15 protein-coding genes are annotated in these 23,379 nt (G+C 37.5%); 3 read left to right on the forward strand and 12 right to left on the reverse strand.

Annotated features, from left to right (window positions below; all coding sequences use genetic code 11):
• Positions 1 to 195: 195 nt before the first annotated feature.
• Positions 196 to 1,353 (reverse strand): tetratricopeptide repeat protein, encoded by a 1,158-nt coding sequence (locus tag AC23ME_RS20150; RefSeq protein WP_487729535.1) that lies wholly within the window; start codon positions 1,351 to 1,353, stop codon positions 196 to 198.
• A 125-nt stretch (positions 1,354 to 1,478) separates the two neighbouring features.
• On the opposite strand from AC23ME_RS20150, the gene AC23ME_RS20155 reads away from it, so the two are divergent.
• The gene (locus AC23ME_RS20155) at positions 1,479 to 1,778 is read left to right on the forward strand and encodes a hypothetical protein (protein ID WP_487729536.1); all 300 of its coding nucleotides are present in this window, start codon (positions 1,479 to 1,481) and stop codon (positions 1,776 to 1,778) included.
• Positions 1,779 to 1,885: 107 nt separating this feature from the next.
• Here the strand turns inward: AC23ME_RS20155 and AC23ME_RS20160 are convergent, their stop codons facing one another.
• Positions 1,886 to 3,649 carry a sensor histidine kinase gene (locus tag AC23ME_RS20160; RefSeq protein WP_487729537.1) on the reverse strand — a complete coding sequence of 588 codons (1,764 nt, stop codon included), beginning with the start codon at positions 3,647 to 3,649 and terminating at the stop codon, positions 1,886 to 1,888.
• Between the two features lie 184 nt (positions 3,650 to 3,833).
• Here AC23ME_RS20160 and dnaE point away from each other — a divergent pair, with 184 nt between their 5' ends.
• Both dnaE and trxA read left to right on the forward strand, forming a co-directional pair.
• On the forward strand, positions 3,834 to 8,264 hold the full coding sequence (gene dnaE, locus AC23ME_RS20165) for a DNA polymerase III subunit alpha (RefSeq protein WP_487729538.1): 4,431 nt from the start codon (positions 3,834 to 3,836) through the stop codon (positions 8,262 to 8,264).
• Positions 8,265 to 8,409: 145 nt separating this feature from the next.
• The gene (gene trxA / locus AC23ME_RS20170) at positions 8,410 to 8,727 is read left to right on the forward strand and encodes a thioredoxin (RefSeq protein ID WP_267759542.1); all 318 of its coding nucleotides are present in this window, start codon (positions 8,410 to 8,412) and stop codon (positions 8,725 to 8,727) included.
• A 139-nt stretch (positions 8,728 to 8,866) separates the two neighbouring features.
• Here the strand turns inward: trxA and AC23ME_RS20175 are convergent, their stop codons facing one another.
• From AC23ME_RS20175 to AC23ME_RS20220, 10 genes are all read right to left on the reverse strand, one after another.
• Entirely contained in the window at positions 8,867 to 9,625 is a 759-nt protein-coding gene (locus tag AC23ME_RS20175; RefSeq protein ID WP_487729539.1) for a DUF4272 domain-containing protein, read from the reverse strand.
• Between the two features lie 275 nt (positions 9,626 to 9,900).
• Positions 9,901 to 10,593, reverse strand: a complete 693-nt coding sequence (locus AC23ME_RS20180; RefSeq protein WP_487729540.1) for a hypothetical protein — start codon at positions 10,591 to 10,593, stop codon at positions 9,901 to 9,903.
• A gap of 27 nt (positions 10,594 to 10,620) precedes the next feature.
• Positions 10,621 to 11,511 (reverse strand): hypothetical protein, encoded by an 891-nt coding sequence (locus AC23ME_RS20185; protein WP_487729541.1) that lies wholly within the window; start codon positions 11,509 to 11,511, stop codon positions 10,621 to 10,623.
• Between the two features lie 436 nt (positions 11,512 to 11,947).
• The gene (locus AC23ME_RS20190) at positions 11,948 to 12,427 is read right to left on the reverse strand and encodes a DUF1569 domain-containing protein (protein WP_487729542.1); all 480 of its coding nucleotides are present in this window, start codon (positions 12,425 to 12,427) and stop codon (positions 11,948 to 11,950) included.
• A gap of 42 nt (positions 12,428 to 12,469) precedes the next feature.
• A complete protein-coding gene (locus AC23ME_RS20195; protein ID WP_487729543.1) occupies positions 12,470 to 13,249 on the reverse strand; it encodes a carboxylesterase family protein in 780 nt (259 codons plus the stop codon).
• A 103-nt stretch (positions 13,250 to 13,352) separates the two neighbouring features.
• The gene (bglX, locus tag AC23ME_RS20200) at positions 13,353 to 15,641 is read right to left on the reverse strand and encodes a beta-glucosidase BglX (RefSeq protein ID WP_487729544.1); all 2,289 of its coding nucleotides are present in this window, start codon (positions 15,639 to 15,641) and stop codon (positions 13,353 to 13,355) included.
• A gap of 6 nt (positions 15,642 to 15,647) precedes the next feature.
• A complete protein-coding gene (locus AC23ME_RS20205; protein WP_487729545.1) occupies positions 15,648 to 16,973 on the reverse strand; it encodes a glucoamylase family protein in 1,326 nt (441 codons plus the stop codon).
• Positions 16,974 to 17,184: 211 nt separating this feature from the next.
• A complete protein-coding gene (locus AC23ME_RS20210; RefSeq protein ID WP_487729546.1) occupies positions 17,185 to 18,690 on the reverse strand; it encodes a DUF4886 domain-containing protein in 1,506 nt (501 codons plus the stop codon).
• Between the two features lie 15 nt (positions 18,691 to 18,705).
• The gene (locus AC23ME_RS20215; protein ID WP_487729547.1) at positions 18,706 to 20,244 is read right to left on the reverse strand and encodes a RagB/SusD family nutrient uptake outer membrane protein; all 1,539 of its coding nucleotides are present in this window, start codon (positions 20,242 to 20,244) and stop codon (positions 18,706 to 18,708) included.
• 9 nt (positions 20,245 to 20,253) lie between these two features.
• A complete protein-coding gene (locus AC23ME_RS20220; RefSeq protein WP_487729548.1) occupies positions 20,254 to 23,289 on the reverse strand; it encodes a SusC/RagA family TonB-linked outer membrane protein in 3,036 nt (1,011 codons plus the stop codon).
• Positions 23,290 to 23,379: the final 90 nt, after the last annotated feature.

The following is a 23,379-nucleotide window of genomic DNA, read 5'->3' on the forward strand; positions in this document are numbered from 1 at the left end:
CTGGTTGCAGAAGTGTTGCAATTACTTTCGAGTATACACAAACACTCACACGTTTCAGCCAGCGCAATTAAAGTTTTATTGAGCTGTAACAAGCTAGGCTAAGCAGCCTTGATTTTTGCCAACTTTTTATCAAGAAAAAGTTGAAAATAAATCTGTCGTCGATCTCCTCGCAATGACGAAAATGAACTTTGTTATTTAGGGCGATGTCCTTTGTGTAATTGGTTTAAACTCCTCTAATCTTGCTTTGATATAATCTACTTGCGCTTTGTCCTCATCATTTAATTGCTTATTCTTCAAAAACTGATTGTAGTAAATCGTTGCAGACTTGGTTTGTTTCAATTTCAAATCGTATAATAATCCCAATCGATATTGAATATTCTTGTTGGCACTGTAGGTTAACCCTTTTTTGTAAGCATTAATTGCCTGTGTGAGTTGCTGTTTTTCATCGTAAATTCCACCGAGTACATTGTAATAGGCCGATGTATTTGGCGAAATACCTTCTTCTATAGTGCGCTTGGCATAAGCTGTTGCCATTTCGTAATTTTTCAACTCCCGATAGCTTAAGGAAGTGAAATACAAAGTGCCTTCATTTTGCATTGACTTTTTCTCCAACATTTGATATAGGGAAATAGCTTTTTTATAATTCTTTAAAAAGAAATATGCTTTGGCTACATCTACAATAACATTAGCATCAGTACCGTTTTTCATCAGTTTCTCCCCAGCAATAACTACTTCATTGTATTTGCTTAAGAAATTTGCCACGGGTAGCAAAGCCTGCTGTAAAATGAGGTTGCTGGTGTCGGCCGAAATGGCAATTTTAAGTACATCGTACGATCTCTGGTAACGTTTCTCGTTTCTGTAAGCACGAGCTAAATCGAAAGCTACATCTGCTTCTGTTGCATTCAGTCGGTTTGCCTTTTCTAAGTATTGGAGTTTTAATGCAGCGCTATCTGTATAATCTGCCAAACGTTTAAAGGCATTAAAATTATTACTGTCAATCTTTACGACTTGCTGTAAGTAATCCGATGCATTTTTTGTGTTCCCACGTCTCGAATTAATATTAGCCAAACTGAACAATATGGGTATTTGCTGCGGCTGAAGCTCATTTATCTTTTGGTAGTTTTTTTCTGCATCCACCAATTTTCCAGCCATCATATTGCAGTAAGCAATTTGCGTTAATGCCTTCACATCATTTGTTTCGGCAGGGTAAATGCTGGCTAGGTAAGTTGCAGCTTCTGCATAGCGTTGTGTTTGATAAAGCTCTAAAAGTTTCTCCTTATCAAGAGAGGTTTCCTGACCATAACCAAATTTAAAAATAAGAAGTAATACGAGTAGGACAGCGTGTTTTTTCATTTAACTAAATTATTAGTTGTTTTTGAATTAACCAAATATTTTCTTGTTAAATCCAATAAAATCAAACAATAACTAGGTTAAGATGGTTGTTAAGCTAAGTTTATCAATTAATAAAAACATATTTTATGGAAACTTTAAAGAAATTCGAACTAATGGAGAAGATAGTGAGGGAGCTCGAAGATTTGCAGCATTCTCAGCAGGCTATCATACAAAAAATAGGTAAAATTGAAGTAGATAATATCGAACTTGGAGATAAAAAACTAGAACAAGATTTGCCAGATATGCACCAACGTGTAGCTGATAACTTGGATTCTATAGTTAGCATTTTAGATTATTTCGCTAATAAAACCGAGAAATTCGGTAATAAAAATAACGTCGACGAGTTAAAGGAGCAACAGGTAATTAACGAGGTTATCGGGAAATAGTCTTGTAAAATTATAAAGCCAATTTGTTATTTAGAGGAGTGAGAATTTGAGATAACTCAGGTTATGGCAGAGTTCTTTACTTAGCTCCGGATAGCGAAATGGCTTTTTTATGCTTTGGTAGGAAGGGTTAAGTTAAATGTAGTACCTATGCCAACTTCACTTTCAACCGTAATTTCTCCATTATTCCTATGCATGAAATCTTTACAGATCATTAGTCCTAAGCCAGTCCCTTTTTCATTTTTGGTTCCTCTCGATGATATGTTCTCTTCCTTAAATAGTTTTTCTAAGGTTGCCTTCGAAATGCCAATACCGCTATCTTTGATACTTACCTTTAGCATGCCGTCTTTTTGATAAGCTGCTGTTATAGATATTTCGCAACCTTCATTACAAAATTTAATCGCATTATTAAGGATATTCCTGATCACGATTTGGAACATTAATACATCGGCGTAAGCTACTTCGTAAGGGAAAACCTCGTGTAAAATCTTAATATTTTTAAGGGTAGCTGATGGCAAATGGTAGTTTATCTCGTTGATGATGATATTTCTGACATTGAAAAACTCTTTGGTTATGCCAAATCCTTTCAGCTGACTGCGTGACCAATGGAGAATGTTTTCTAGTAGATCTGTGGTGTAAATAATATCTGTACTTAAAACTGGGGAAAGCGATTTGAATTCTTCATCGCTAATTTGGTTATAGGAAACCATTTTCAATACTTCGGAGAGATTAACTAACGGTCCTCTTAAATCATGGGCAATAATGGAGAATATGCGATCTTTCAACTGGTTTACTTTCTCAAGTTCTATGGCCTGCTCTCTAGCAATCAATGCATCCTTTTTAGCTGTTGTAAGATCTTGCAGTTTTACAATGGTAAACTCATTATTGATTTTGTTTTCGTGTAAAAACAATACCTCAGCCTCAAAATATATGGTTTGGTCGTCAACGTTAGCTTGTAGTTCTATCTTGCCACTTTTTCTATCCTTAATATTGTTGATAAGTAAGGGCTGCTCCGAAAAAAGATCTTCTATCGATTGCCCAATAACTTTAAGATCTTTTTCGATATTAATGAAACTAAGTAGAGAACTATTGTAGTCAATAACTCGATGCTTTTCATCAAGTACCAGAAATCCATCGCTCATCAATTCCAAAACTTTTTCGCGGGCAATTGGTACGATATCAAATAACCTAAACCTATAAACGCCTAAAAAAATAAGGAAGGTAGTAAGAATGAAAGCGTAAGGAGTTAAATCGATAAAGCCGAGCGGCCGTATGCCGATGAGATAAGTGAAATTGCCGATCCATGGTATAATAGCTGCGATAATAATGCTATAGTTCTGTTTCCTATAGATCGGGTCCGAATTTCTGAATTTGTTGAGGATAAGGTAGCAACCGCAAGCAAGCAGCAAATAGAAATAGCCAGTAAAGATGTGATACCAAGTGCCGGGATAGATTTTTACCATCGGGAAAGGCCCTTCATAAAACATCTTCACATCTTTGTAATGCAGGTGGTGCATCGGGTTAGTCCATACCATTACCAACGTGGTGATAGGAGCAATGAGAATAAGCGTAAGGTTTAGCGGTTTTTTATACCAACACTCTTTATTACAAAAATTGAGGCAAAATAGAAACCAGTTTAGTGGTAGAGTAGCAATGCCAATATATTCAATGTTGATGAACAACATGGCCTGCTCTAGGGTATGGCTAGAAAGCTCTAAGCCATAGGCGATAGACCAAATGGCATTTGAACCCATCATTAAGCTAAACCAACGCACTACATTTGTACCGCGTTTATAAATATACACGGCTAAAATGGCGGTTAACGTTCCAAAGAATAGCAAAACTAGTCCGTAGCCGTTAAAGGTGAATTCCATTTATGTTTAGGGTTTAGAGCTTATAGGAGTAAAAGTAAACAATTTTAATGGATGTGTTAGAAAAATGAAAAATGAGGTTTGTGAAAACCAAAAAGCTCATTAACAATAGGTAATGGATGTTGATAATTTGGTGACCGATTGGGCTTAATTTTTCGTTAATTTTGATATCCTTATTTAATCAGCTATGTACTTAATTTTTGATACCGAAACTACAGGTTTGCCACGTAATTTCAATGCTCCAATTACCGATACCGATAATTGGCCGCGTTGTATTCAAATTGCTTGGCAGCTGCACGATGAGTTAGGAAATTTAGTAGAGCATCAGGATTATTTGGTAAAGCCTGACGGTTTTAATATTCCTTATGATGCGGAGCGCATTCACGGTATTTCTACCGAGTTGGCAGAAGAGCAAGGCGTTCCGTTAGCTGATGTTTTGGTGAAATTCAACGAAGCGCTAGGTAAGGCCAAGTTTGTAGTTGGACAGAACATCAAGTTCGATATCAATATTATGGGCTGCGAGCTTCATCGTTTTGGTGTAGAAAGTTCGTTAGCTAATATGCCGGTGCTAGATACCTGTACCGAAGTTACGGCAGAGTTGTTGAAAATTCCTGGAGGTAGAGGTGGTAAATTCAAATTACCTACCTTAACAGAGCTACATCAATATCTATTTGGTACACCTTTCGGTGAAGCGCACAATGCAACTGCCGATGTGGAGGCAACTACTCGTTGTTTCTTAGAGCTAATTAAAAAGCAGGTTTTCACCAAAGAGGAACTACAGGTTGATACCGATTATTTTCTACGCTTTAAGGAAGCCAATCCCTTTGCAATTGACTCGGTAGGGATAAAACATATCAACCTAAAAGCGGCTTCTGATGAAATAAGGAAACGAAAAGGTGCAGATACCGGAGGTGTTTCTAAACAAACCTTGGCGGGTAATAAAGCAGCATTGGCCGATGCTACTTTTGTTCATTTGCACAACCACACACAGTTTTCAGTTTTGCAGAGTACCATTAGTGTACAGGCCTTGGTTAAAGCTGCGGTAGAGAAAGGGATGCCGGCTGTGGCCATTACCGACCATGCCAATATGATGGGAGCTTTTCATTTTGTGAATAATGTGCTTAACCATAATAAAGGGGCGGAAGCTAAAAATGCAGAAGCAATAGAAAAAGGCGAAACGCCAACAGCAACGGTAATTAAGCCAATTATTGGCGTAGAGTTTTTTGTTTGCGATGACCATACTGATAAAACCAGAAAAGACAATGGCTACCAAGTAGTTTTCTTAGCGAAGAACAAGCAAGGTTACCATAATTTGGCAAAAATGTCATCTATTGCCTATACCAAAGGCTTTTATTACGTTCCAAGGATAGACAGAAATGTAGTTGAGCAGTACAAAGAAAACCTGATTGTATTAACAGGAAACATGTATGGCGAAATACCAAGTAAAATTTTAAATATTGGCGAAAATCAAGCTGAAGAAGCTTTGGTATGGTGGAAAGAGCAATTTGGCGAAGATTTTTATATCGAGCTGATGCGACATGGTCAGGAAAATGAAGACCGTGTAAATGAAGTTTTAGTTAAAATGGCGGCACAGCACCAAGTGAAAATAGTAGCCACCAACAATACTTATTACGTAAATAAAAAGGATGCCCACGCTCACGATATTTTGCTGTGCGTAAAAGATGCTGAAAAACTGGCCACGCCAATTGGTCGTGGTAGAGGTTTTAGGTACGGTATGCCTAATCAAGAATACTATTTTAAGTCGGCAGATGAGATGAAAACGCTCTTTGCTGATGTACCAGATGCAATTATCAATATTCAAGAAATTATTGATAAGATTGAAACTTATAAGTTGGCTAGGGAAGTTCTCTTGCCGAAGTTTGATATTCCAGAAGAATTTATTGTTGCTGAAGATGAGGTTGATGGCGGTAAAAGAGGAGAGAATAAATTTCTTCGCCACTTGACCTATGTTGGTGCTGAAAAACGCTATGGTGAGCTCACGCCAGACATTACCGAACGTTTAGATTTTGAGCTGCAAACCATCGAGAAAACTGGTTATCCGGGTTATTTCTTGATTGTACAGGATTTTATTGCCGAAGCTAGAAATAGGGACGTTTCTGTCGGTCCTGGTCGTGGTTCTGCTGCGGGTTCTGCGGTAGCTTATTGTTTGGGTATTACCAATATCGACCCAATTAAATACGACCTCCTTTTTGAGCGTTTCCTTAATCCAGACCGTGTTTCCATGCCCGATATCGATATCGATTTTGATGATGAAGGCCGTGGTCGTGTAATGGATTATGTAATCAATAAATACGGTTCTAGTCAGGTGGCGCAAATCATCACCTATGGTACCATGGCTGCAAAATCTTCTATTAGAGATACCGCTAGGGTATTAGATTTACCTCTTTTCGAAGCAGATAAAGTTGCCAAGTTGGTACCTAACATGAAGCTGGCAAAAATCTTCAACTTAGAGGAAAAAGCTTTGAAAGAAGCTTTACGACCTGATGAGTACGAAAATGTAAACTTGCTGAAAGGCTTAGCGGGAGGGAAAGATTTAGCTGCCGAAACGTTACAGCAAGCCATTGTTTTAGAAGGTTCGGTGCGTAATACTGGTATCCACGCTTGCGGGGTAATTATTACGCCAGACGATATTACCAATTTCGTACCTGTGGCTACCGCAAAAGACAGTGATTTATACGTTACCCAGTTTGATAACTCGGTGGTAGAAAGTGCTGGTCTGTTAAAAATGGACTTTTTGGGGTTGAAAACACTAACCCTTATCAAAGACACGGTAAAACTGGTAAAAAAACGTTTTGATATTGACCTTGATCCAGATAATTTCCCGATAGATGATGTGAAGACTTACGAGCTTTTCCAGCGTGGCGAAACCGTAGGTATTTTCCAGTATGAAAGTCCGGGGATGCAGAAATACATGAAGGAACTGAAACCTACGGTGTTTGGAGATTTAATTGCCATGAACGCACTTTATCGCCCAGGACCGATGGAATACATTCCAAGTTTCGTACGCCGTAAACACGGAACAGAGCCAATTACTTACGATTTAGATGCTTGTGAGGAATACCTACAAGAAACCTACGGTATTACGGTTTACCAAGAGCAGGTAATGCTTTTGTCACAGAAATTGGCGGGTTTTACCAAAGGTGAAGCCGACGTTTTGCGTAAGGCAATGGGTAAGAAACAGAAAGATGTACTAGATAAAATGAAGCCTAAGTTTGTAAAACAAGCTTCAGAAAAAGGACATGCTGCAGCAACTTTAGAGAAAATTTGGAAAGATTGGGAGGCATTTGCATCTTACGCTTTTAACAAATCTCACTCTACTTGCTACGCTTGGATTGCCTACCAAACTGCTTATTTGAAAGCACATTACCCAGCAGAATATATGGCTGCGGTACTTTCAAACAACATGAGTGATATTAAACAGGTGGCTTTCTTCATGGAAGAATGTCGCCAAATGGGGGTAACTGTACTTGGTCCAGATGTGAACGAATCTGACATGAAATTCTCTGTAAATGCTAACGGAGAAGTTCGTTTCGGTTTATCGGCGGTAAAAGGAGTAGGAGAGAAGGCGGTAGAAAGTATCATCGAAGAACGAGTGGAGAACGGTCCGTATCCAACAGTTTTTGAGTTTGCCAAGCGTTCGAACACACGTATCGTTAACAAAAAAGCTTACGAGAGTTTTGTGTACGGCGGCGCTTTCGATGCTTTTGGTTATCATAGGGCACAATACTTTTTCATTGGCGCTAACGATAAATTAAATGGCATCGAGAAATTAATCAAATACGCCAACGATTTCCAGAACAATCAAAATTCCTCGCAATCATCCCTTTTTGGTGGTTCAAAAGCCGATTTAATTTTAGAACCAACTTTTGCTACGGCGCCAGAATGGGGCTTGATAGATCGATTGAAATATGAAAAAGATGCCATCGGGATTTTCCTTTCGGGACATCCATTAGACGATTACCGTTTTGAGTTGGATAGGTACTGCGCTAACAAAGTAAAACACCTTTCTATTATTAATAAGGTGAGAATGGGCGATACCAATGAGGAAGTTTTGGCAGAGTTTGAGGGATTGAAAAACCGTGAGCTCGTAGTTGGTGGTTTAGTGGGTACAGCCTCGCAACGTATCACTAAAACGGGTAAGCCTTTTGGTATTTTTGTGTTCGAAGATTACGATGATAGCTGCGAAATTGCTTTGTTTGGTGATGATTTCCTGAAGTTTAAACAGTTTTTAACCGAAGGTTATTTCTTGCAAATTCGTGGCAAATTAGGCTTGCGTTTCGGTAAGGAAGGCGATTGGGAGTTTAAAATTACCAGCATCGATTTGCTGGCTGGACTTCGAGATAAGCTCACTAAATCATTAACGTTGTTGTTCCCAATAGAAGCGGTTAATGATAGTTTCATGCAGCAAATACAAGCTATTTTAGAAGAGAATGCAGAAAGTGGCGAAAATCAAAACTGTAAGCTCAATTTTGAGGTTTATGATGTAGAGAAAGGTTTAAAACTCGAAATGCCATCAAAAAACAAAAAAGTTAATCCAAACAATCAGTTTTTAAATGGCATTAAGAATATGAATTTTGTGGATTACAGATTAAATTAAGAAAATCACCAATTACCAATAATCAATATCCAATGAACCATTGAGCTATTGAACCAACAACATTGAACAAAAAAATGTCAAATTGGCATTAGGCTATTGATGGCATCACAATTGATAATATATTTGTAACATAAAAAATTTAGATATGGCTTTAGAAATAACAGATGCTAACTTCGAAGAGTTAGTATTAAAATCGGATAAACCAGTTTTGGTAGATTTTTGGGCAGAGTGGTGCGGTCCTTGCCGTATGGTAGGTCCAGTGGTAGAAGAAATTGCTAAAGAATACGAAGGTAAAGCTTTGGTTGGTAAGGTAAACGTTGACAATAACCCTCAAATTTCAATGCAGTTTGGTATCCGTAATATCCCGGCTTTGTTGTACTTTAAAGGCGGAGAAGTAGTAGATAAACAAATTGGTGCTGTGCCTAAGTCAGTATTGGCAGGTAAATTAGATAGCCAATTATAAGAATAGGTTTTTACTTATTTCGATAATATATAATCCCGATACGTTTACCGTATCGGGATTTTTTTTGAAAAGCATTTTTAGTGTTTTTTTTATTGCCAGCGGCTTCATTTACCAATTTTTTAACCGCCTTTGACTAATATTAAGTGCTTAAATCTGTTTCATCCCACGTTATACCTTCTGATAACATCCAAGTTAAAGAATGTCTACGTTCGTGAATAACGCCTCCGTTTCCCACTGGATGAAAACCATTTGGAACAGTATCACTGCCTAATTGAGCACTTCTAACAGCATTATGTAAGCAATAAAACAAGTCTTCCTTTTTAATAAGCTCTTCTTCCGTAATCGTATTTTTATTTGCAACCCATTCTTCTACATTTTCATTAAGCGGACAACTGTAATTCGTTAAAATATCTTGCATTTGATCTCCGCTCATCATTTCGCCGGTTATGTCTGGCGTTTTGTAACCAAAATACCAGGCTAATGGCCAAGCATTTTCAAATTTCCAACCAATAGCATTCCTCGCTTCTTCGTCATTTCGAGATAGACTTAGAATTGCCTTTTCATCGTCAGCCATAAAATCATTAAGTTCGTTTTCGCTAACAAAATTTAAGATTTTTTCGCTTGGTAAATCTTCTTGGGCTACCATTAACCAAAGTACTATTGCTTTTATTGCACTTAGTCTTTTTGCAATTTCAGTAGCAGGTCGTAACTGCGTGCCTAATTCTGTTGGAAGCGAACTAGCAGGCTTAAATCCTGCGTTAAGACAAATAGCAATTGTTTCTCGTCTTAAGTCTGTCATCCAAGGTATATTTTCATAAGATTGGATACCTTCTTCGTAAGCGTCTGCTTTTTGTTCATTATTTTCTTTTGAACCAAATATCTTTTTAAAAAAGCTCATAGTTAATAGTTATGTTAATCCTTATCTGTATTTCAGGTTTTGATTTAAGCCATGAAATAAAAATAACGTTGGTATGATATTAAAGTTTAAATTAAGAAAGAAAGTTGAACTTTTAAATACTTTGCTAATCGAAACTGTCTAGAATAAAATGTTAATTTTAAACCTATGATATTCAATTGAGAAGATAATCACCCGCTAAACTATGTATTTAAAATCTATAGTTTTAAGTCGAGATTGAAAATCATGATTGACAAGTTGGGAAAGATACTCACTCACTAATTTGCAAAATCACTGACTAATTTAATCCAAAACGTAGACTGCGGAACGACAACAAGTATCACAATTTCCAATAGCCAACATATAAAAAACAGAAAATACGGACTTTTGAGAATATCTCTTTTGAGCTTTATCTTTTCAATAACAAAAATAGCCATGGATACAATAAATGGTAAAAATACAGCTGAAATTAGGCCTAATCCTTCATTAAGCTGGTTCATTAATCGAGCCATACCGGGATTTAGCACAATTAACGTGGCAGCAATTATAAAAGCGACATGCCAGCGTACATTTTTCTTGTTTGCCATCGCTATCAAATAGAAAGCGGTAAAGGAAATTGCGTCTAATAAACCAATTAAGGCTGTGATTGCTGCATCGTTTTTAGATACGGTTATTTCGCGTTGAAATTTCTCATTCACTAAAATTAATATAGTTGCTACCAAAATTGGTGCTAAAAAATAAGAAGCTATGCCAAGCCGACGATGGAGTTTAAACCTCTTTTTAGCTATAAGTATTGGTTGTGCAATAACTAGTACAAACCAACAGACAAAAGCTAAAAAATGAATGTGTATCGCTAGTTGAAATTTTCCATAATCAGGAAAGAAGCTTAAGTAGGAAGTATAAAATCCAATGATGGAGATTAGTGCTATTGCAACGAAAAGAAGAATGAGTAACGTATATTTTTTTTCCATGGCTTTTGGTTTTCAGCAGTTGTTCAATTAGTTTCCATCCCAATTTTGCATTGCACTTTTCAATGCTGGATGCGTTTGTGACAGTAACTCCATAAGTGCAGCATCATCTAACTTTTCTTTCTGCTTTAATAAAGCAGTCCAAAGGTTGTTCATCGCTTTAAGGCCGCCCACATCATAAATTTGTCCAGCTACAACGTGAAATCTACATTGGTACCAACCATAGTTGTCTGGATATTTTTGTGCTATTTCATTGTAATAGGCATCAAAATCTTGAAGCTTGGTGTATTTTAATCTTGCAGTAGGGAATGAGGCAACCGAAACTTGAGTGAACTCTGTAATAAAAGGAAGTGATTTTGGGTTCTTTTCTGCCAAATAGGTATGCAGTAAAATGTTGCAAAGTAATTCGTTTAGCCAGTTGCGTTGTTGCTTCATTCCTGCGGCTTTTTGGAATGCGTGCCCTAATTCGTGAACCGCAAGCAAATCAAAAGCTTCTGTTAAATTTATTTCTCCGTTTTTATCTGTGTAAGTCGCTTTTAATCTTTGGGCAAGCTCGTTCGGGATTTTGTCTACAGGCGGAACATTCCTTTTCCAAAACTCGTTGTTTTCTGAAGCTACAACTAATCTGCCATCTGGCAAATAATGTGGAATACCATAAATGGCATTAGGATGTGCGTATAACTTCCAGTCTGCCGGAGCCAGAACCAATAAGGTATAGGTTGGCTTAACTTTAAATTGCTGTTGGAAGTAAATTTCAGCTGTAGCCACCTCATCGGCAATCTTAACGGCTCGTTCTTTCGTATTTGCACTGAAGTAAACATGCTGAGCAACTTTATCTAGTTTTTTCAGGTCGGTATATGTTTGGGTATAACCGACTTTAACTACTAGCGTAAAAAATAAGAGTATGAGTTTTTGTTTCATAGATTGTATACTGAAGGTAGGCGTTGGTTAATATTGAAATAACTTATTGATATTTAAATAAATATCGTAAAAATTGAGAGGATAATGATATTAAAGTAATGATTTTGCCAAGGTGATTGTGTGGCTTTTTAGCGAGTAGCTATTTTTTCTGTTTGAAATAGGTGTTTTAATTATTGAAGTTGGTATACTAGGTTTTGAGGAAAACATAGAAAAGCCAATGGAAATGCGGGGTTAGCTGTAGATTGTCTGTACTTCAGTTTGTTTAATAAACGTGATTGAGCGTTTTAGCCCGGAATGAAGTGCAACGAAATGAGGACTATAAGCGAAAGCAGGACTGAGTTGGCCGATGAGTACTGAGATTGCTTTTCAAAAAAAATCCTTCCCGAGTGACCGAGAAGGATGATAATAATAGCTGATAATTTACTATTGCTAAAATCTATACGCCAAACTGTTTCAAATGATGATCGATGTGCTTATAGAACATATTATTCCACTCGTTGGCACTTAAATGGCCAAATGAAAGAGACTTTTTGCCATCGAAAATATAAGAGCCCAATACTTCGGTTTCACGAATGTAATCTATTAAACGTTGCTTCTCTGCTTCGAAGTCTTTCTCATCACTGATTAAAAAAGCCGGAGCGGTTTTAGAACTTTTTGGATATGGTTTAGGGCTTACCACCATTCTTTTTACAAAAGTTTTTAAAATGAAACCCATGAAAAAGCCTGGTTTCGGATGCTTGTCGGTATAGACCATTTCGTAAGCCACGCAACAATGGGCAAACATTTGTGCCGCATTCATTTTGCCCCATAACGGTTGAGAATTTGGACTCAATTGATTAATTCGGTCTATAACTCCTTCTGATACTTCTTTGCTGAAGATATTAGGTAAATCCATTTTATTTATTGGCTCGCTCATAAAAGGCTAAAATTTCGACACCTTATATTGTGTCTTAGCTTGTCATTGTTTTTTATGCGACAACAACCAAGGTAGCAATTCTGGCTCAGCAAAGGCGCTATCCCAACTGTTGTGATTTGCCTTTAAATATACCGTAAACTTTGGTTGGCTACCTAATTTTTTTAATTCTCTGTAAACCCCATGAGAAAACTGAGGTGTCACTACATCATCTAATCCTCCGTGGAAAATCCAAAGTGGAACATGTTTATATTTTTTTGCATTCGCAGGATGATCACCACCACAAATAGCAAAAGCTGCGGCAAAGGTTTTTGGTTTTCTTCTCAGTATTTCGAAAGTACCCATGCCGCCCATAGATAGACCGCCAACATAAATTCTAGTAGGATCTACAAAAGAATTTTTAAAGAACTGATCTGTGAATTGAAGTACAAGATCCATCGATTTTGTAGCCTCGCCGCCTTTTACAAAAGTGAAGAAACGCTTAGTGTTTACGGTATCAATCTCCACATTAGCCCAATAACTGTTTTGACCGCATTGAGGAAAAATAGTGATGACTTCGTTACTGCTTCTGAAATTATCATTCAAGAAAAGCTTGCCACCATTTGCCAACTGACGTTCGTTATCTTTGCCACTTTCGCCTCTGCCATGCAAGAAAAGTATTACAGGATACTTCTTATTGGAATCAAAATTTTTAGGGTATAGGATACGGTACTTTAAGGTATCGCCTTTGGTAACGAATGTTTCTTTCTTATAAAGTGAAAGATCTTGCGCAAAGGTGGTGATACTTAGGAAGAGTAATAGGAGTAATGTGCTTGTTCTTTTCATGATGTTGAATTTAATCAATTATAAAAAAAATGGAAAAATCTTTAAACGAGGATCAACAAGTTTAAAGATTTCTCCACTAAGGTCGAAATGACCGACTATGTTGTTACTTCACTAATTTAAAAGCTACTTCTTTTACGTCTCTAGAATTTGCTCCGATAAACAATTTAAAATCGCCTGGTTCGGCTACAAACTTTAAATCTGAGTTATAAAATTTAAGGTCTTCTTCGGTTAAAGTAAAGGTGATATCTTTCGATTCGCCAGCTTTTAAACTCACTTTTTGGAAACCTTTTAGTTCTTTAACTGGTCTGGTAATTGTACCAACCAAATCTCTCGTGTAAAGTTGTACTACTTCTTTGCCATCATACTTCCCGCTATTGGTTAGTTTTACCGTAGCAGTAATAGATTTTCCTTTAGATAAAGTGTTTGAGCTTAGTTTAATATCACCGAAAGTGAAATTGGTATAACTTAAGCCGTAACCAAAAGGATAAAGGGGATCGTTAGTAACATCTAAATAATTAGAACGGAACTTGGTGAACTTTCCATGCTCTGGTCTGCCAGTATTTTTGTGGCTATAATAAAGCGGCACCTGACCAACATTTTGAGGGAAAGTTGCCGTTAATTTACCAGAAGGATTTACATCGCCGAATAAAACATCAGCGATAGAATTTCCAGCTTCGCTACCAGGGAACCAAACATTTAATATAGCAGGTAAATTTTCGTTTTCCCATTTCAAAGCCAATGGTCTGCCCGTAAATAAAACCAATACTACAGGTTTGCCAGTTTTAGCCAATTCTTTCAGTAAGTTCTTTTGTGTTTCTGGGATTTCGATGTTAGTTACACTACTACTTTCGCCACTAAATTCAGAACCTTCGCCCATTACTGCAACAATCACATCAGATTTTTTAGCCACTTCTAAAGCTTCCTTAATTAATTCTGCTTCTGTTCTACTATCACGTTTGTAAGTTGGATTGTGAACGTTTACATAACGATGTTCCATTACAGAATCTGCCAAGAAGTTTGAACCACGAGCAGTTAAAATTTTAGCGTCGTTACCTAAAGCATTTTTCAATCCTTGCAAAACAGTTACAGATTTATCCCATAAAGCAGCAACGCTCCAGGTTCCGTACATATTTGCAGTATTATCTGCTAATGGGCCAATTAAACCAATAGTTCCAGATTTTTTTAATGGTAAAGTATTGTTGCTATTTTTTAACAACACAAAACTTTCTGCTGCAATTTCTCTTGCCACTTGGCGATTTTCAGGTGTGAAAACTTCTTTAGCTGCTCTTGTTGGATCGCAGAATTTATAAGGATCAGTAAATAAACCTAATTTGTATTTTGCTTCAAGAATTAACCTACAAGCACGGTTAATTTGTTCAATCGTTACTTTTTTCTCTGCCAATGATTTTTTCAAAGTAGTTAAAAAGCCATCGCCAACCATGTCCATATCTATACCAGCGTTTAAGGCTAGGGCAGAAACTGTTTGTAAATCGCCCATGCCGTGGTCAATCATTTCTGGAATGCCAGTGTAATCTGTAACCACAAAGCCTTTAAAGCCCCATTCTTTACGCAAGACATCAGTCATTAACCATTTACTTGCCGTAGCCGGAATGCCTTCAACTTCGTTAAAAGAAGCCATAATACTAGCCGAACCAGCATCAATAGCAGCCTTGTATGGTGGTAAGTATTCGTTGTACATTCTTACACGGCTCATATCAACTGTGTTGTAATCTCTACCAGCCTCGCCAGCACCATAAAGTGCATAGTGTTTAACGCAGGCTAAGATCTCGTTATTCGCTTGTAATTTTCCTTGATAACCGGTAACCATCGCTTTAGCAATTTGAGAACCTAAGTAAGGATCTTCGCCGCTACCTTCAGAAATACGACCCCAACGTGGATCTCTAGAAATATCTACCATTGGAGAAAAAGTCCAGTTGATACCACTTGCACTTGCTTCGATAGCTCCAATTCTAGCTGATCTTTTAATGGCATCCATATCCCAGGTAGCACTAATGCCCAAAGGAATAGGGAACACGGTGTGGTAACCGTGAATTACATCCATACCAAACAACAAAGGAATTTTCATTCTGCTATTTTCTACTGCAATTTGCTGTACAGCTCTAATTTTATCAACCCCTTTAATGTTAAATAAACCGCCAACCTGACCAGCTTTAATTTTTTTGCTGATATCTGAACTGCTTGCCTGACCAGTGGTAATATCGCCAGAACTAGGCAAATTTAACTGCCCAATCTTTTCGTCTACAGTCATTTTCGACATTAGATTGGTGATATAAGTATCCATTTTTTGCTTTTCGGTGCTCACCGTTTTTTTCTGTTGAGCGAAAGCAGGTAATGTTAAAGCTGCGGCAAATGCTACGAATATTTTCTTCATGTATATCTATTTTGAGTAGGTAAAACCTAGTTTTGTTAATCCTTGTTGAATTTCTGGTGAGCTCATGAATAACTTCCATAAAAGTCCTGTACGACCATTTTCTATCATCACTACAATTGGTCCTTGGTCGATACCTAAATATTTTTTCGGATACCAATTATCTGTTTCGCTGTAGGCATCATAGAAACCGAATTCGCCCCAAACTTTATCCTTCTTGTTTTCGTAGAGATGTCTAATCATCTGCATACTTTCTTTTGGTGTGTAAGGATATGATGAAAGCGCCGCTGTTGGACTAATTACACCAAAATCTTCGTTAGGCATATGTGCAGCATAACCTTTCACAGAATAGCTTGCCGTCATTCCCCAAGAATTTTTGCCATAACCTTTAAAACCTTTCGGGTTGGCAATGGCGTAATCGTAATTAATTAAGGTGTGATTTCTGTTCTCTTGCCAATAGTCTGCGTATTTATCTTTCAATCCTTTTGGATTTAAGCCTAAGTAAGAATAATGCGACCAGAAAAGTGGTCCTACGCTTTCGCCAACTACGTTATGTTTCAATTTAATTGGATGTCCATACATTGACATGTTAGTGTTCATTGCACCATTTTTAGCCCAACCCTGGTGGTAAACTTCTGCTGGTACACCGTGAGTAGGGGAGCAGGCTGCCATCACATAAGTGATTAAACACTCGTTGTAACCTGTAATGGCGAAGTTCATTTTCCAAGCAGATTTTGGCGACCAGTGCCAGTACAAAACGTTTTTGTTATTCTGTCTATAGAAATCCCATTCGATACCTTTCCAAAGTTCATCAGCTTTTTTAGCTAATGCTTTTTCTTGTTCGGTACCATTCTGATAGTATTGACGTAAGGTTACCAAGGCTTGCGCCAAGAAAGAAGTCTCTACAATATCACCTGCATCATCATCCTTACCAAATTCTTTTGCTTTACCAGAGGGATGCATCCAATGTGCCCAAGCACCATGAAATCTATCGGCCTTTGCCAAAAAATCTAAGCCTTTTTTAAGGTGTGCGTAACCTTGTTCTCTAGTAATGAACTTACGTTCTATAGCCACAATAGTTCCCATAATACCAAAACCACTTGCGCCAGTAGCGATGATGTCTTTATCGTGGTTTCCGTAAATGTTATCGCTATGGTATCTCTCTCTAGCTAAACCAGAGGTTGGTTCTGCACCTTCATAAAAGTATTTATAAGTTTGACGCTGAACCTCGGTTAAAAGTTCTTCATCAGATAGTTTTTGTGGGTTGTTGTTGGTTTTACTGACGGAGCAGCTTCCTAAAAGGGCGAGAAAAGGGATTAACAATTTAAGTTTCATTTGTGTGTGTTATGTTTTCATTTGTCAAATGGAGCCTTAGGATTAATGAAGTTTTTAGCTTTGATCGTAATCCTTTCGGGTTCATTTGTGTGTGTGTTGTGGTTATAGAAAGCGAGGGTTTGCTCGAATACTAATAGAAAGCGTTAGGTGTTAAAGAGCCATCACTGAGTTTTACACAAAGTGATGGCTATAATTTTAAATCAACTATTGACTAGTTTGAAGTTATTTTTGCGGCATTTAAATAAAACCATCCGTTAGCTGAAACATTGTTAGGACCAGCAGTAACAGAAATAGTAATCTTTCCTTGCGCATTAGGTTTAATATTTGCCACAGTCGCAATCTGTGTTGCATTTGAAGATGGATTAAGACTAGCTGAGCCAGTATTAGCCCCTTCTAAAGTAAATAGAGTTTCTCTATTGTCTGATGCATCTCTAGAACCGAAGAAGCTGAAGGTATAGTTTAAGTTTGGCAATAGGCCAGCAACCTCAATTACACCTTTTGGAGTAACGATACCATTAAATAGCGGACCTCTTGCATTACCATAAAAGTTACGGGCAGATACATTGGAAGGCATGTTCAATGCAGTGGTGGTAGTTGTCGCACCATTGGTATTGATATTGTTGAAACGTTCGGTAATAGTTAACGACATTCCTACAAATACATTTTTAGTATCTTTTAAGTTAATTTTGCTACCTACAGTAAAGCCTGTCATTTGGTTCCATGTTGGCGAAGGAGTAGCATTACCAAAATCAACTAATACTGGATCTACTAAAGGGATTGGTTGTGCTTCGTAAGATACCATAGAACTTACTTCATAAGGTTTTTGTACTGCTAAGTGCGCTGCGTTCTGCGCTACTAATACTTCAAAAGCAGAAAAACCGCCGGTGTATGTGTTACCTACTACAGATTGCCCAAAGATTTTTTCAAACCAAGTGCATGCTGCGATATATTTGCCTAAAGTATTTAAATGATAACCGTCGCCAGCATTATAACTTTCTCCTAATACGCTAGTTCTCGCATTCTGAATGGCTGTGCCTGAAGGGATAATTACATGACTAGGAATAATAGGCTCAATGTTCTTAGAAACATTAACGATAGCATTAAACATAGTTGTTTGGTTGCTTCCGTAGTTTGCGAAGGCAGCAGTATTAGTTGTGTTTGGTGCATAAGCCCAAGTAGAATGGTAGGCATACTTTACATTTGGGTTGGTAATCTTAGATTTTACATAATCGAAAACCGTAGGCAGTGATGCTTGTACCGTTTCTAGCTGACCAGAGTTAGGACTTGCTTGTTGGAAACTGATATAGTCCCAAGGTTCGTCTTCAATAGCCATATCCATACGTAACGGGTTAAGTGTTTTTTTAACACCATCTTTACCAATTTTGCGATATTGATACACGGAAGATCTATTATCTACGTTTTTCTTATGATCTGCCAAAGATGCACCTGCAATAAACAAGTTGCCAATTATTACCGTTTTACCAGATGCTTTTGCCAGATCATAAAGATGACTTTCTACAGCATCCTCAGAAAAACTATTGCCAATAGCTAATATTTTAATTACGCCATCATTAGCATTACCTCCGTATTGAGACTTGTCTGCGTCCTTAATATCAAATGGGTTGTCGTCTTTGGTACAAGAACCTACAACCAAGGCCAAGGTAACGGCCAAAAAGCCTAATTTTAACTTAGCAAATGTTTTAAATAATTTGTTCATTATTCAATATTTTAATTAGTTATAACCAAAGTTTTGGGTTAATACGCCCTTACTAATTTGTATCTGCGCTGCTGGAATAGGTAGTATTTCATGCGTGCCTGTTTTGTAATTTGTTTTACCTGCTGCGTGTAAAACGGTTTCTGCAGTTCCCCATCTTACTAAGTCAAAAAATCTATCATGTTCCATAGCCAACTCAATTCTTCTCTCATGTCTAATAGCATCCCTTAAATCAGATTGATCTGTAAACGTAACGTTAGGTAAAATGGCACTATTTGACCCGCGAGCTCTAGTTCTTACACTGTTAAGTTTTTCGCGTGCATCGGTTATGTTAGCGGTCCCACCAACTTCATTAGCAGCTTCTGCATACATTAAAACAACATCAGCATAACGTATAATTCTAATATTCATCCAATACGAGAAATTATCTAATAGTGCTTTTCTACGAGCTGGATTTGAATGAACTTTATGGTTATAGACTTTAGGCGCATCTGCTGCTTGGTTTGCTGCGGTAAATACCTCGCCATAAACAGAAGGAACACCCATGCTTAAGAAAGTTCTTGCTTTTCTTGGATCGTTGGCCTCGTACGCCGCATCCAAACGTGCACTTGGTACGTTAAACCCCCAACCTAAATTCCAATCGCCAGTACCACGCACACCTTGCGTGCTGGCAAACTGACTTCCGTTAGCTCTTTTCTCAGTTAAATTAGCCGTACACTGAATTTCAAAAACAGATTCTTTACTGTTTTCTCCCTCTTCGCCAAAAATGGTGTTGTAAGGTACTGATAAATCATATTGTCCAGAGGTGATTACTTTGTTAGCTGTCGACATTGCTTGTCCCCATTTTTTTTGGGTTAAGTAAACTTTTGCCAATAAGCCATTTGCAGAACCACTAGTAGCTCTACCAGGAAAAATATCCGCATTCCAGTTTGGAGGTAGATGTGTACCAGCAAAATTTAAGTCACTTTCGATGAAAGCATATATTGCAGCTGGCTCACTCTGAGGTACATTGGCTTGTTGTGATGCATCAGAATAAAGCTTGTCTACTAGAGGAACTCTACCAAAAAATCTCACTAACATGAAATAACCATACCCTCTTAAAAACTTTGCTTCTGCTTCTGCAAATGTTTTCATCTCAGGAGTAGTTGTTGCAGTTTGGTCTTTCTCTATCCTATCAAGCACTCCATTTGCCTTCCCGATCAGGTTGTAGTAACCTTTCCACATTCCGTCTAATAAGCCATTACTCGATATCAAAGTAAAATCATCAAATTCTTTAGATGAAGGTCCGTCCGTAGGGGTACTTCCTTTATCAGCGTCGTCGCTGCGGATACTCGTCGCAGCAACAAAACCCGAACCTGTCGCATCGTAAGAACGAAGTACATCATAAGCGGCAAATATATCACCATCAAATGGCCCAGATCCTTTTGGATACGGATAGTTGCTAGCATCGTATTCACCTTGAGGACGTAGATCCAAAAACTTCTTGCATGCTGGTAATGCGAATACAACAATGGCTGCAGCCATTAAATATTTTGTTATGTTTTTAATACTTTTCATTGTCTTTGATTAAAATGTAACATTAATACCAAATGTATAAACGGCAGGAACTGGATAAGTGCCGTTATCTGCACCACCTCCTAAAACGTTGCTAATTGGAACTTCTGGTGTGTAGCCACTTACTTTAGACCAAGTGTGTAAATTTTGTCCACTTAAGTACATTCTGATGCTTTTCAACATCATTCCTGACGTATTCTTTGGCCTATAAGTATATCCTAGTTGTAATGTTCTTAAACGGAAATAATCACCTGGTTCTAAAAAGTACGAATTAAATCGAAAATTTCCCGTTCTATTTTTATCCAATATCGGCTCTACATTTGACGTTCCTGCACCATCCCAAGCATTTAATCTGTTACTTTCAAAGTTGATGTCAGTAAAAGTTACCACTCTTCTTTGTGTATAAATATAGTTTCCTGCCACACCTTGTCCTTGTACTAAGAAATCAAAGTTTTTGTATGATAGTGAAAAATTGATACCATAATTCCATGTTGGGAATGGTGAACCTAAGTTCTCCATATCGTTCAAATCAATTTTCCCGTCATTGTTTAAATCGCCAAACATAATATCACCTGGAAGTACATTAGTACTAGTAGGAGAGTTTTCAATTTGTGAAACCGTTTGATAAATGCCAATTTGACGATATCCATAAAAGTGACCAACAGATTGTCCAGTTACTGTTCTATTCACAGTTCCATTTCCTGTCAATACGAAATCAAATTTATCTCCAATAGACTCTACCTTATTTTTGTTATAACTGAAGTTTGGTGATATCGAATATTTCAAATCTTTTGTGATATTATCTGTCCAGCCTAAAGCAACCTCTAAACCTTTGTTACTGATATTTCCAGCATTTGTTACGTATCTGCTAATTCCTGTAGAGCCTGGCAATGTTATGCTGGTAATAATGTCTTTTGATTTTCTGTCGTAATAAACAACTTCTGCGCTTAGTTTATTGTTTAATGCTTTCAAGTCAAAACCAACGTCTACTCCTCTGATACTTTCCCATCTTAAATTTGGATCTGGTAGATAAGCATTAGCTACACCAGGGTAGATAAAGTCACCAAATACACCTGAGCCGCCAGTAGTTAAACCAGGTATAAAGATGAAATCATCAATACCTGAAGCATTACCCGTATTACCCCATGCACCGCGTAGTTTTAAAAAGTCGATACCTTTGATGTTTTTGAAAAAGCTTTCTTCAGAGATTACCCATCCTAAACCTACCGAACCGAAAGTGCCCCATCTGTTTTGTGGACTTAAGCGAGAAATACCATCTCTACGAATGGAAGCATTCAATAGATATCTATCTTTGTAGGCGTAATTAACCCTTCCGAAAACACCAGCAGAAGAACGATTACCACCTCTACCTCCTAACGAAACTGGATTATTAATATCGTTAAGCGGCAAACCAACATACCAAAGGTTTGGGTCGTCTGGAATAATTAAACGGGTGTCTGTACGTGAACCCTCAAGATTTGTACTTGATTCATGAATTGTGGTTAAACCCAGTAGACCAGTAATATTATGATCACCGAATTTATTCGAGTAGTTTAAAGTATGATCTTGTTGGAATTTTCTAAATTCTTCTGCTTTTTGCCTTACGGAAGTTCTAGAAAGAGGATTGTCAAAATATCTAGTAGGAACCAAATCTTCTCCTAATTCGATAGAAGTGAATGGGAGCGGTGTGTACCCTCTAGAATTATTGAAACCCAAATCGGTATAAACTTGTGACCTCCAGGTAAAGTTGTCCAAAAATTTAACTTCACCAAAAAGACTACCCACAAATCTGTACCCTTTATTTATTGATTTTCTGTCGTTTCTATAGATAGGAGCCATTGGATTACCTACCTGTGCCCTTTGAAAACTCGGCATAGCGTAATAAGCGGTTTCACTTTCTCTAATACCCACAATTGGTGCAGCCCAAATGGCGCTATTTAAACTAGCATTAGATCCGTTTAGGTTCCAATGAGAGCCAGTTAAATCGCCACCAATTTTAATGTCTTTAGTTATCCTAATCTCTTCGTTTAGCCTAGCAGTATATCTTTGGTATTTACCAAATTTTAGCACTCCTTCTTGATTGTTATAACCTAAACTTAGCAAAGTAGTAGACTTTTCGCCACTATTAGAAATGGTTAAACCGTGGTTGGTCTGAAAAGCTGTTCTTAGCATTTCATTTTGCCAATCGGTGTCTGCTGTATAATTTGTATAATCAAATGGTGTAGAGTTAGCATTGGCTCTAATTTTATCATATACTGTGCGGAATTCGGCCGCATTAAGTACGTCAATTGTATTTTGTACCTTTTGAAAACCTGCTGAACTTGCTAGGTTAATTGTTGTTGTTCCTGTTTTTGCTCTTTTCGTTGTTACAACAATAACACCATTAGCAGCTTGTAGACCAAAAATAGCGGCCGAGGAAGCATCCTTTAGTACTTCGATGCTCTCAATGTCAGCAGGGTTAATGTAATCTATATTGCTTTGATGTACACCATCTACTACATATAGCGGATTAACAGATCCAGAATTTGTACTGGCAATACCTCTAATTCTTACCGTTGGAGCTGCACCAGGACTACCACTATTTACGATTGTTAAACCTGCAACTTGCCCTTGCAAAGAAGATACAGGATTAACATTTGGTTGTTTGGCAATATCTTCACCTTTAATAGAAGTGATCGATCCAGTTACGTCTCGCTTCTTTTGCGTTCCGTAGCCGACAACAACAACTTGCTGTAAGTCGTTGGTAGATGAAAGTAAGGTAATGTTAATAGTTGTTCTGTTGTTAACAGGTGCTTCTTGATTGTTGAAACCAATAGAAGAAAATACCAAGGTGCCATTTGAAGGCACGCTAATTGTATAATTTCCTGTAGCATCTGTTTGTACACCGTTTGTAGTGCCTTTAATTACGATACTTACCCCAGGAATTGGTAAGTTCTGATCATCATTTACCACACCCTTAACTGTAACGTTTTGGGCATAGGCAACGTCTGATATTAAAAGCAATAAAAAACAGGCTATAACAGAGAGTTCTGTAAAGATTTTTTTCATACCGTTATTTTAATATTTGATTATTGAATACACGAATGTTGAACTTTTGTTTGAAAAGAACAACTGAATTTACTTGCACATTACTACATC

The organism is Pedobacter sp. T50_32 (genome assembly GCF_057652195.1).